Source organism: Streptomyces sp. NPDC058864, from assembly GCF_042742985.1.
In the GTDB taxonomy this organism is placed as follows: domain Bacteria; phylum Actinomycetota; class Actinomycetes; order Streptomycetales; family Streptomycetaceae; genus Actinacidiphila.
This window is the reverse complement of record NZ_JBHYMQ010000067.1, coordinates 37,300-48,017: the sequence shown is the minus strand read 5'-3', so window position 1 is coordinate 48,017 and position 10,718 is coordinate 37,300. Positions and strand designations below refer to the sequence as shown.

The window sequence follows — 10,718 nt, the reverse complement described above, 5'->3', positions numbered from 1 at the left end:
GTTCCACCCCCACCCAAACCCCCCCGGGGGCCGGGGTGGGGGGGTGCCACCCGGCCCCCGGAGCGCACCCCCTCGCGGGGGGACGTGCCAACCGATGGCGGCAGGGCCCGGCTAGGAGATCCGCACCGTCACGGACTTGCCCGGCTTGAGCGAGAGCTGCTTGCGGAAGCCGCCGGCGCGCAGCTCGGTCGTGGTCCCGCCGGTGCTGCGCACGGTCGCCTCGGTCACCTTGCCGTTGCGCCAGGACAGGTCCACCTCGAAGCCGCCGCGGGCTCCGAGGCCGGTCACCGATCCCTTGGCCGCCCAGGCCGCGGGGAGCGCGGGCAGGAGCTCGATGACGCCCGGCCGCGAGTAGAGGATCATCTCCAGCGCGGCGGTGGCACCGCCCAGGTTCGCGTCGATCTGGAAGATCGTGTAGCTGCCCTGGCTGTACATGTCGAACCAGTTGGCCGAGGTGCCGTTGCTGTTGGTGATGGACGGCCGCAGGACCGTCAGGTAGAGCTGGTAGGCCTTCTCCGCGTCCTTCAGCCGGGACCAGCACAGCGAGCGCCACGCGCACGCCCAGCCGTAACTGTCCATGCCGCGGGCGGTCAGCAGCGCGCGGACCCCTTCGAGCAGCTCGGGCGAGCTGGTGTCGGCGGCGATCCGGTCGCCCGGGTAGAAGCCGATCAGCGGGGACAGGTGCCGGTGGGTGACCTCGCCGAGGTTGTCGGGGGTCATCCACTCCTCGAGCCAGCCGGTCTTGGGGCTCACCCGGGGCAGGTAGAGCTCGGCCTGCATCGCGCTCAGCTCGGCGGCCAGCTCGGTGTCCCGGCGCAGCACGCGGGAGGCGGTCGTGAACTCCTCGAAGAGCTCCCACGCCAGTTCCTGCCCGTACGTGTTGCCCTTCCCGTCGGGGCCGTGCTCCGGCGACCAGGATGTGTCGTCGATCAGGACCTCGCGCGACGTCCCGTCCCCGTCGGCGACGGTGGTGCGGACCAGCCGCGCCTGCCAGAACTCCGCCGCGCCCTTGAGGACGGGGTAGATCAGCTCCAGGTACTCGCGGTCCTGGCTGTACTCGTAGTGCCGCCACAGCGAGTTGCACAGCCAGGCGTTGCCGGAGGGGTGCCAGGCCCAGCCGCTGCCGCCGTGGATGTTGGTGGAGAACGCGACCGCCCAGCCGGCGATCTTCCCGGAGCTGTTGCGGAACCGGTTGCGCTCGTTGTTGAACAGCCGCTTGGTGACGTCGGTCCAGACCGGCAGCTGGGACACGCAGTACCGGGCGAGGGCGTACGAGTTCTCGCCGAGGTTCGCCGGGTCGGCCAGCCAGTAGTTCATCTGGACGTTGATGTCGGTGTGGTAGTCGGCGTACCAGTCCGGGTTGTTGTTGTGCACCCAGATGCCCTGCAGGTTCATCGGCAGCCAGTCGCGGGAGCCGGTGATCGTCAGGTAGCGCCCGTACTGGACGTAGGCCGCCTCCAGTTCCGGGTCCGGCGTCGAGGCGTCGGTGTAGCGCACGGCTATGCGCGACCAGGAGTCCAGTGACCGCTGCAGTGCCGACGACTGACCGAGGTCGATGGTGAACCGGTCGTAGAGCCGGTGGTAGTCGGAGACGTGCGTCTTCAGCAGTTCGCCCCCGGGCACCTTCGCCGCGGCGGCGATCTTGGTGCGGGCCACGGCGAGGGGATCGGTGCCCGGCTCGCGGAAGTCCTTCGCGGCGTCGGGGGAGTAGTCGGTGCCCCCGCACACCACGATCAGCAGCTCACGGCATCCGGCGAAGGAGAGCTTGTCGCCGTCCACGCTGATGCGGCCCGTGGCACTGACCGCGGTCACCGCGGCCGCGTAGCGCAGGCCGTTCTTGAGCTTTCCGGCGAAGGAGAGCTGCCCGTTGCCGCCCGTGGTGGTCTCGCCGTGGGTGCCGGCCAGCGAGACCGTTCCGGTGTGCGGGCCGCCGGTGAGGCGGACCACCACCACGTCGTCCGGGTGGCTGGCGTAGACCTCGCGGCGGTGGTGGTTGCCCTCGTGCTGGTACGTCGCGGAGACCACGCCGTTGCTCAGGTCGAGTTGGCGGCGGTATGCGCTCACCGCCTTGGCGGAGTGGCCGGGCAGTGCGATGCGGAGCTTGGCCAGCAGGCCGAAGCTGCCGAAGTCGTCCGGACCGTAGGGGAGTTGCCCGTCGTCGGTCAGGGTGTCGTTGCTGCCGCCGGTCCAGAACGCGCCGTCGGTCAGGTAGAGGAAGTCGTCCGCCGGATCGCAGCCGACGAGTGCGCCCATGCGGCCGTTGCCGACGGGCAGGGCCTCCTGGATGATGCGCGCCTCACTGGCCGGAGTGCGGTACCAGATCGACGTGGCCTTGCCCTCCGGGACGATGTCCACGCTGGACGGGCGGTCGGGAGCGGCGTGTGCGGCGAACGGCGGGAGACCGCCCCACAGGGCGAGGCCTCCGCTGGTGGCACCGGCGATGCGGAGAAAGTCACGGCGGGAAGAAGCGGACACGGCAAGGGTTCCCTTCCGGGGTTGCAGGAGCCCACAAAAAGTATTCATAAATAATCAAGTTGTTTCGCCCATGTCAACGACTGTCGCCGAATTAACCCGACCTTTGCTTCCGTCGACGTGGAACTTATGCCCTTTTAGTTAGTGATTCCCCATCAAGGGTGAGAGGTTCGGGGGGTTGAGGCTCCAGTAGATCGGATGTCTGCGGAGCCGGTGCGCCGCATGTACGCCCAACTGCCGGGGCCGCACGACCTTCCGATCGAGCACCCGCCCGCCCGGTTCCAGTCCTTCCGGACGGGCGGCGCCGAACGTCCCCGCGGTGACGACGCCTGAGGTCCAGGGGCGGAGGCCAATGGGTTGCCCCAGGTGACCGCGGTCTGGATGATCTCCCGTGTGAAGAACCTTTTCGCCCCCATGCAGAAGGCCCGGCTCGCGCGATGGGTCCGTACGCAGTTCGACCCCGCCGAGTACGGGATGGTGCCCTTCGCGATGCTCGACGCCCGCCGGGCCGGGCCGCCCACGCCCGCTCACCGGACCGACGAGATGCAGACGGTCGCGGACGCCGCATGGGCGGGCGACTGGCGCACGGCGGCTTCGTACGTGGACCGCGCGGGGGAGGAGTGGGAGGAGCGCTGGCACCGGCTGGAACTGCTGCAGGAGATCGCCGGGCACGACGACGCCTGGCTGGGCGAGTGGCGCCGGAACGACCCGGACAACGCTGACGCCGCCACGCTCCACGCACAGCTGCTCGTGCACCGTGCCTGGGAGATCCGGGGACCCGGGTACGCCAACCAGGTCCCCTCCGAGCGCATGCGGCGCTTCCGGCAGATGCTGCCCGCCGCCATGGAGGCGGCGCAGCACGCCGCCGGGCTCGCGCCGCGCGATCCGGGCCCCTGGGTCGTCATGATCACCACCGCGCGCGCCCTCAAGTACCGCGGAATGCAGTTCGAACCCCTGTGGGAGGGACTCGTCGAACGCGCCCCGCACCACTACTCGGGCCACTGGCAGGCCCTGCAGTACTGGTGCGCCAAGTGGTGCGGCACCGACAAGCAGATGATGGACTTCGCCGAGCGCGCCGTGCGGAACGCACCGGAGGGCAGCCCCCTGGCCGGCATCTACCTGCACGCCCTGTCAGAACTCAGCGAACGCCACGGCGTCACGGCTCCCGTGGCCACGGCGAAGGTCAAGGGCATCCTGGCGGAGGTGACCCGGTCGCTCGGCCGGGTGCCCGAGGACGCCGGTGAACTGCCGCGCCTCCGGCACCTGCTCGCGCACTACCTCGGCGAGAACGGCGACTACGACGCCGCGCTCGAGCAGTTCCGGCTGATCGGCCCGTGGTGCGGCGCGGAACCGTGGACGGACAAGGGCGACCCGGCCGCCGCCTTCCACCTCGCCCGCGGCATCGCCGCCGCCAAGGCGGCGAACGGCATGCTGCCGGCGGACGGCGGCGGTGCCGCCCGCTGGGGCGCCGCCGCCGGCTGACGACCGGCCGGCCCGGCACGTTCCGGCACGTCACGGCACGGTGAAAGGAGCGATGAACGGCCCGGCCGTGTCGCGCCGGAGCGCACAACAACGGCGTTGCGCGGACCGGGCCTGGCACCCCGTACGGCGAGTACCGGGCGCTCGGCGTTCCCCGGCCGGTGGAGCGGCGGTTCCGACGGCGGGTGTGCCCCGACGGGGCCAGGCTCCTGCCGCTCCGCACCCCGGCCGGACGTGGTGGAAACGCTCCAAGACCGGCAGGTGATCTTTGTCCGCGGCAAAGCCGTCCACCGCGCACGTGCTGCCGCAGACTGGGCTGCACGCGGTGACCGAGCAGGACGCCGCGCTGCCGGCCGGCCGACCCGAGGACTGCCACCGTGAACGAGCGCGTTCTGACCCCCCGTAACCGTGGTTTCCTCTTCCTCGACTCCCACCCGGCGGGCTGCCGGCGGGCGGTGGCCGACATGTGGCAGGCCTGCCCCGACCCCGCCGGCACGCCGGAGGGCCCCGGGCCCGTGGCGCTGATCATCGGCGCCTCCGCCGGATACGGCCTCGCCGCCACCCTCGCCGGACTCAAGCGCGCCGGCATCCGCGGCATCGCCGTGTCCTTCGAGAAGGCCCCCACCGAACGACGCACCGCCACCGCCGGCTGGTACCGCACCGCCGCCACGGCCGACATCGCCCGAACCGCCGGGCGGGACCTTGTCTTCCTCAACGGCGACGCGTTCTCCGACACGATGAAGGACCAGGTCGCCGACCTCATCGAGCGCCGTTTCGGCGGCAGGCTGGACTACCTGGTCTACTCGGTCGCCGCGCCCCGCCGTACCGACCCGGACACCGGCACCACGTACGCCTCCGTCCTCAAGCCCATCGGCCGGGCGTACCGCACCAAGACCCTCGTCTTCGACGACCAGGGCGTCCCCGAGGTCCGCGAGGTCGAGACCGGACCGGCAGCGGGGGACGACGTCGAGCAGACCGTGGCCGTCATGGGCGGCGCGGACTGGGAACGCTGGATCGACCACCTCACCGACCGGGGCCTGCTCGCCGACGGGTTCACCACCACCGCACTGTCGTACATCGGATCACCGCTGACCGCGGCGATCTACCGGCAGGGCACCATCGGAGCCGCCAAGGCCCATCTGGAAGCCACCGCCCGCACGCTGAACGAGCGGCTCGGCAAGACGGTCGACGGACGCGCCGTGACCTGCGTCAACGGCGCCGCCGTCACCCAGTCCTCCACCGCCATTCCCGGCATCGCCCTCTACACCGGCCTGCTCCGCGGTGTCCTCGGCGAGAGCCTGCTCGCGCCGATCCACCAACTCGCCGCCCTGTGGGACCAGCTCACCGGCCGCACCCCGCTCGCACTGGACGGCGAGGACCGGATCCGCCTGGACACCTGGGAACTCACCGACGACGTCCAGGCAGCCGTCGCCGAACGCTGGAAGGCCGCCACCACCGCCACGATCCCCGACCTCGCCGACCTCGACTGGTTCCACGCCGAAGTCCGGCGCCTCTACGGATTCTCCGTGCCGGGCGTCGACTACACCGCCCCCGTCGCCACCGGCGTCCCCTGGCCCGGCGTCACCTCCTGACCCCAAGGGCGGCCCGGAACCCCTGTCGGTGGCGTGACGTAGGGTTCGCGGAACCCGACCCGCCTTCCAGGAGTACCCGATGCCCTTGCAGGCTCGCCTTGTCGCCGCTCTCGCCGTCCCTTTCCCGGCGGACCGCGCCGACGCCCTGGAGGTGCTCGGCCTGCCGGGCAGGCGCATGCTCCTGCAGCGTCACGACGGCGAGACCGTGGTCCACGCCCTGGAGGACGACCCCGTCCGGATCGGGAACGAGACGGCGCGCTTCCCCGCACCGTGGCCCCGCGGCTTCGGAACGTCGACGGTGGCACCGGACGGGCGCCTGGCCGTCTTCACGGGGGCGCACGCCCTGCGCGCCGTGGAGCCCGGCGGAGCCGTCCGGTGGGAGGTGCGCCACGGCTGCTGGTACGGCGCCTGCCTGCAGATGCACCGGTCCTTCGACGAGTACGCCGGCGACCGGGACCACCGTCACCCCGAGAAGGGTTCGGCGGGTTTCTCCGCGGACGGGAAGCTCCTCTGGGCCCACGTGCGCGGACCGGTCTTCCCAGCCGTGCGGGACGAGGACATCGTGGACGAGTGGCTGCTGCTGGACCCCCGGGACGGGACGGTGCTCGCCCGCGCCGACGCCCGGGCCGCGGCCGCCGGCAGCGTGCACGTGCCCCACCCCGACCCGCGGCAGATGGGACTGAGCATCGGCGAAGGACAGGACGGTGCGCCGCTGCGCTGGGGACGCTGGGACGGGCGGCAGCTGACGACGGACGACTTCGGCGGCCGGGACCTGGTGCTGACCGGCGTCAGCCCCTCGGGCGGCCGGCTGGTGACGGTCACCCACGACCAGGACCGCCTCGTGGTACTCGACGCCGGAGACGGCTCCGTCCTCGCAGGGATCGACGCCGAGTCGGCCGTCGCGCGCCATCCCGCCACCGAGCCCGACAACGACGAGGCCGAACCCTACTGGGACTACGCCGGCGGCTTCCTCGACGAGACCGACGTCATCGCCTCCTCCGTCGAGAGCGACGAGGAATGGGGAGAGGGCCGGCACTGGCTGATCGACACCTCGGGGGCACGCGCTCCCCGGCGCATCACGTACCCCTTGCCGGTCACCGGCCTCCCCACCGCGCTCGGCGACGGCACGTGGTACACCACCGCCGACGACGGGGCCACCCTGCACATATGGAGCCACTGACGGCACATCAGGTGCTCAACAGTCCGGACGGCCGGGGTTTGTGTCCCGCCGTGCCGCAGGTCCGTGCCGCGCGGCCGCCGAGGCGGCGTGGTCAGCGGGTGCCCGCCTCGGCGCGCGCGTAGAACGCCGCGAGCTCGTCGGGGTTCTTCGTGTAGACGTCGATCCTGCGGACCGTGCCGTCCTGGACCTGGTGGATCTCGACCATGGTGAGCGGGAACTCCTCACCGGTGGTGTGGGCCGTGAGCGTTCCGGTGAGGGTTCCGACGACACCGGCCGGGCCCTCGAACACCTCGGCGGCGCTGATGGCGACGACGGCGCGGCCGGTCATCGTACCGAGCACGGACCGCACGAACGCCTCGCGGCCGTGGTGCACACCGCCGTAGGGAAGCCGGCTCGGCTCGTCGACGATCACGTCGGGGGCGAGCCGGGCCAGGACGCCCGGCACATCGCCCTTGCCCAACGCTTCGTACAGCCCGCGCACGACGTCCGCGGGGCTCTGCGTCACCGCGTCGGTACTGGTGCTCATCTCGGGTGTCCCTTCAGTCGGTTCGACTCCCGGGGGTTCCGGGCACACACCATGCAACGGCAGCGCGCCGGGACGGGGGAGTCCCCGCCGTGAGGGGTACCGGCAGGGTCCCCCACGCCCGGCGCCGCCTGCCTACCCTGTCCCCATGGACAACCGGGACGCAGTCAGTGCCTTCCTCCGCTCCCGACGGGACAGGATGACCCCCGAGCAGGCCGGCCTGCCGACGTACGGGCAGCGGCGGGTGCCCGGACTGCGCAGGGGGGAGGTCGCCACGCTCGCCGGGGTGAGCGTCGAGTACTACACCCGCCTGGAGCGCGGCAACCTCAAGGGCGTCTCCGACAGCGTGCTGGACGCGCTCGCCCGGGCGCTGCGCCTCGACGACACCGAGCGCATGTACCTCCACGACCTGGCCCGCGCCGCGGGTCCCGCGCCCGGAGCGCCGCGACGCGGACCCCGGCCCACGCTGCGCCCGAGCGTGGCGCGGATCGTCGAGGGGATGCCGGGAATGGCGGCGTTCGTGATGAACGACCGCCTCGACACCCTGGCCGCCAACCCGCTGGGCCGGGCGCTGTACGCGCAGATGTACGCCGACCCGACCTGCCGTGCCAACGTCGCGCGGTTCGCCTTCCTCAATCCCGGGGCCGGGCGGTTCTACGCCGACTGGGAGCGCATGGCCCGCTTCGCCGTGGGCGCGCTGCGTGTCGAGGCGGGCAGACACCCCCACGACCGGGAGCTGACGAACCTGATCGGTGAACTCTCGACCCGCAGCGACTCCTTCCGCGTGCTGTGGGGCTCGCACGACGTCCACGTCTTCCGAGAGAGCACGAAGCGTCTGCACCACCCGCTCGTCGGCGACCTGGAACTCGACCAGGAGACCATGAGCCTGCCCGACGGCAGCGGCCTGAGCGTCGTCGTCTACAGCGCACCGCCGGCGACCGCCGCCGCGGACGCCCTGGAGCTGCTCGCCGGCTTGTCCGTCACGAGCGGGCCGGAGCAGCACACCGAACCCGCGGGCGATCCGTCGCCCCTGTGACCCTGACGGGTCCTCCGGCCGCCCGGCCGCTCACCGGGAACGTGATCTGGCCAAAGATCCACCTCAGCGGCCGATCACCTTGTTCCGGCGGCATCGCGCGTATTAGCGTCGCGCCAGTCCCGGGCGGGCCGTCGTCAGCCCGGGCGGTCACACCCGAGTCCCCCTGCTGCAACCGCATTTCGCACAGCGCGCGGAGCGCTGGACGACCGGCCCGGGGCGCGGGCCCGGTCGGCCGTGGAGCAAGCAGCACGTCGCACACCCCGAGGGAAGCAGAAATGAGCACGGTACTTGTCGTCGGAGCCACGCAGGGCACAGGACGGGCACTGGCCGCGGAGTACGCGCGGCGCGGCGCGGAGGTCCTGTTGACCGGACGCACCCAGGAACGCGCCACGACCGTGGCGGAGGAGATCGCGACGGAGACCGGCGGTACGGTCACGGGGCTGGCACTCGACCTGAGCCGTCCGGCCGGCATCGAAGCCGCCCTCGAGTCCGTCCGCCACGTCGACCGGGTGGCCCTGGTCGGCATGGTCCGCGACATGAACACGGCCCGTTCCTACGACGTGGCCACGGCCACGACCCTGGCCACGACGAAGATCGTCGGTTACACGGCCGTGGTCGCCGCGCTCCGCCCCCGGATGTCCGCGGACGCCTCGGTGCTGCTGTTCGGCGGCATGGCCAAGGACTTCCCGTACCCGGGATCGACCACGCTGACGGCGGTCAACGCCGCCGTGCAGGGCCTCGTGCGCACGCTGAGCGTCGAACTGGCTCCGGTGAGGGTGAACTCGCTGCACCCGTGGGCCATCGCGGACAGCCCCTTCGTCGTGAACAACGAGCAACTGCAGGACGCGGCACAGAAGATGACGCTCACCGGACGACTCGCGACCATGGCGGACATCGTCGACGGCTGCCTGTTCCTGCTCGAGAACCCGATGGCCAACGCCATCGACCTCGAACTGAACGGCGGTATCGCCTGACGCCGCAGGGGCCCGGCAGCCGGACCCGCGCCCCGGGGCGACGACGCCCCCTCCGTCCTGGAGGGGGCGTCGTGCCGAGGGGGACGCCGTGCGGGCCGCCGGCTCAGATCGTCGGTGTGTCGTCCACGTGCTCCTGGTGCAGTTCGAGGACGAACTTCCAGCCGGCGCTGGCCTCCATGAACCGCACGCGGGTGGGGTAGATGTCCAGGGCGCGCCGGTCGCGGTTCTGGCCGCCGGTACCCTTCCGTCCGCGGGTCGGCTCCTCGAACAGGTCGACCTTGACGTCCGGCACTTCGACGACTTCCTCGTCCCAGCGCTGGACGATGCCCGCGCCGAAGGCCTCCCTGGCGGCGGCGTAGAGCGCCTCCAGGGACTCCTTGTTCCCGTCGGGCACGAAGAGCGCGAGGTTGAGGAGGACACCGGCGCTCCGGAGGACCTCGATCTCCTCTCCTGCCTCGTCGGCGACCCATATCCCGGATTCCTCGGCGTTGTCCGGGAGGACGTGGGTCTCGTCGCCGAAGACCGTCCTCACGGCGAAGGATCCGCCCTCGAAATTCTTGCCCGACTTGGTGAGATACGCCCGTGCGTAGCAGTCGAGCCGAAGCTCTTCCATCTCCGCCCGGACGAAGATCTCGTCCTGGAGGCCCAGCTCCGAAACCTCCTCAGCCGTAAGACGTCGGGCTGCAACCTTCTCGGTGTTCACGCTCTTTCCCTTCTTCGTGTAACCACGGACAGTCCGGCGACCCGAACCTCGCGACGCGGCCACGGCCCGCCGGCGGCCGGTGTAGTGACTAGCCGTCACATCGACCGACCGGGGGGCGCGTTGACCTGGTCGCCGCGGGCAGGGTCCCGAGGTGTCCGGCTCCCTGCACCGGAACGTGCAACGGCAGCACGTTGGGCAGGAGGAGCCACGCGCGGTGAGTGTAGTGCGGAGGTCTGACAATGCGTCGGCGTGGGCGTCGGCCGACGTGAGTGCCACGTCTGCCGCCTGACCTGCTCGAGTCCGAACGTCATCCGCCGGCGTCGTCACGAGAGGGCGGCGCCGAGCCAGGCCGTCGCGCACGCCGCCGCCGGCCGGCGCGTGCACGGGCGTCCGTGCCGGGCCGGTGCCGGTGGCGGCCGAGTGGTCCGGATCACCGCAGGTACCTCAATGCATCCCACTTGACCTGCAACAATTGAGCTACAGGTACCTCAGGAGTACGGTGAACGCATGGCAGCACTCAACATTGACTTCACCGACGCGGAGCTCGAAGCCCTCCGCGAAGCGGCAGGCGAGCTGGGCATGCCCATGAAAGCCCTGGTCAAGGCCGCTACCGCCGACCACATCGCCCACCACAAGGCACTCCGCGAAGCCGCGTCCGTCTTCCAGCAGGTCTTCGCCGACCCGGCCCTCGCCGCCGCCATCGAAGCGGCCGGCATCGACGACGGCCCCGCACACACCACCACCGGGCGGGCCGCCTAG

The 10,718-nt window shown here is 71.5% G+C and carries 10 protein-coding genes; 7 read left to right on the top strand and 3 right to left on the bottom strand.

What is annotated here, in order from left to right; all coding sequences use genetic code 11:
• Positions 1-111: 111 nt before the first annotated feature.
• Complete coding sequence (locus ACFW3D_RS34085; RefSeq protein ID WP_500511017.1) at positions 112-2,475, bottom strand: glycosyl hydrolase family 95 catalytic domain-containing protein; 2,364 nt, start codon at positions 2,473-2,475, stop codon at positions 112-114.
• Positions 2,476-2,670: 195 nt separating this feature from the next.
• On the opposite strand from ACFW3D_RS34085, the gene ACFW3D_RS34080 reads away from it, so the two are divergent.
• The 4 genes from ACFW3D_RS34080 to ACFW3D_RS34065 all read left to right on the top strand — a co-directional run bounded on the left by ACFW3D_RS34080 (position 2,671) and on the right by ACFW3D_RS34065 (position 6,723).
• Positions 2,671-2,805, top strand: coding sequence for a hypothetical protein (locus ACFW3D_RS34080; RefSeq protein ID WP_500511015.1), 135 nt, complete (start codon positions 2,671-2,673; stop codon positions 2,803-2,805).
• A 60-nt stretch (positions 2,806-2,865) separates the two neighbouring features.
• Entirely contained in the window at positions 2,866-3,954 is a 1,089-nt protein-coding gene (locus ACFW3D_RS34075) for a hypothetical protein (protein WP_500511012.1), read from the top strand.
• A gap of 374 nt (positions 3,955-4,328) precedes the next feature.
• Positions 4,329-5,543 carry an enoyl-[acyl-carrier-protein] reductase FabV gene (gene fabV / locus ACFW3D_RS34070; RefSeq protein ID WP_500511010.1) on the top strand — a complete coding sequence of 405 codons (1,215 nt, stop codon included), beginning with the start codon at positions 4,329-4,331 and terminating at the stop codon, positions 5,541-5,543.
• 79 nt (positions 5,544-5,622) lie between these two features.
• A complete protein-coding gene (locus ACFW3D_RS34065; protein ID WP_500511009.1) occupies positions 5,623-6,723 on the top strand; it encodes a hypothetical protein in 1,101 nt (366 codons plus the stop codon).
• A 91-nt stretch (positions 6,724-6,814) separates the two neighbouring features.
• Here ACFW3D_RS34065 and ACFW3D_RS34060 read toward each other — a convergent pair whose 3' ends face one another.
• The gene (locus ACFW3D_RS34060) at positions 6,815-7,249 is read right to left on the bottom strand and encodes a nuclear transport factor 2 family protein (RefSeq protein ID WP_500511007.1); all 435 of its coding nucleotides are present in this window, start codon (positions 7,247-7,249) and stop codon (positions 6,815-6,817) included.
• A 145-nt stretch (positions 7,250-7,394) separates the two neighbouring features.
• Between ACFW3D_RS34060 and ACFW3D_RS34055 the strand changes: the two genes are divergently transcribed.
• On the top strand, positions 7,395-8,282 hold the full coding sequence (locus tag ACFW3D_RS34055; protein WP_500511004.1) for a helix-turn-helix transcriptional regulator: 888 nt from the start codon (positions 7,395-7,397) through the stop codon (positions 8,280-8,282).
• Positions 8,283-8,557: 275 nt separating this feature from the next.
• Positions 8,558-9,256, top strand: coding sequence for an SDR family NAD(P)-dependent oxidoreductase (locus ACFW3D_RS34050; protein ID WP_500511002.1), 699 nt, complete (start codon positions 8,558-8,560; stop codon positions 9,254-9,256).
• A 103-nt stretch (positions 9,257-9,359) separates the two neighbouring features.
• Here ACFW3D_RS34050 and ACFW3D_RS34045 read toward each other — a convergent pair whose 3' ends face one another.
• The gene (locus ACFW3D_RS34045) at positions 9,360-9,959 is read right to left on the bottom strand and encodes a hypothetical protein (protein WP_500510999.1); all 600 of its coding nucleotides are present in this window, start codon (positions 9,957-9,959) and stop codon (positions 9,360-9,362) included.
• A 507-nt stretch (positions 9,960-10,466) separates the two neighbouring features.
• Here ACFW3D_RS34045 and ACFW3D_RS34040 point away from each other — a divergent pair.
• Positions 10,467-10,718, top strand: coding sequence for a hypothetical protein (locus ACFW3D_RS34040; RefSeq protein WP_500510997.1), 252 nt, complete (start codon positions 10,467-10,469; stop codon positions 10,716-10,718).

Bases quoted from the DNA above. Each gene is read 5' to 3' on its own strand.
- ACFW3D_RS34080 (WP_500511015.1), top strand. From the start codon at position 2,671: ATGTCTGCGGAGCCGGTGCGCCGCATGTACGCCCAACTGCCGGGGCCG.
- ACFW3D_RS34065 (WP_500511009.1), top strand. From the start codon at position 5,623: ATGCCCTTGCAGGCTCGCCTTGTCGCCGCTCTCGCCGTCCCTTTCCCG.
- ACFW3D_RS34060 (WP_500511007.1), bottom strand. From the start codon at position 7,249: ATGAGCACCAGTACCGACGCGGTGACGCAGAGCCCCGCGGACGTCGTG.
- ACFW3D_RS34055 (WP_500511004.1), top strand. From the start codon at position 7,395: ATGGACAACCGGGACGCAGTCAGTGCCTTCCTCCGCTCCCGACGGGAC.
- ACFW3D_RS34050 (WP_500511002.1), top strand. From the start codon at position 8,558: ATGAGCACGGTACTTGTCGTCGGAGCCACGCAGGGCACAGGACGGGCA.
- ACFW3D_RS34040 (WP_500510997.1), top strand. From the start codon at position 10,467: ATGGCAGCACTCAACATTGACTTCACCGACGCGGAGCTCGAAGCCCTC.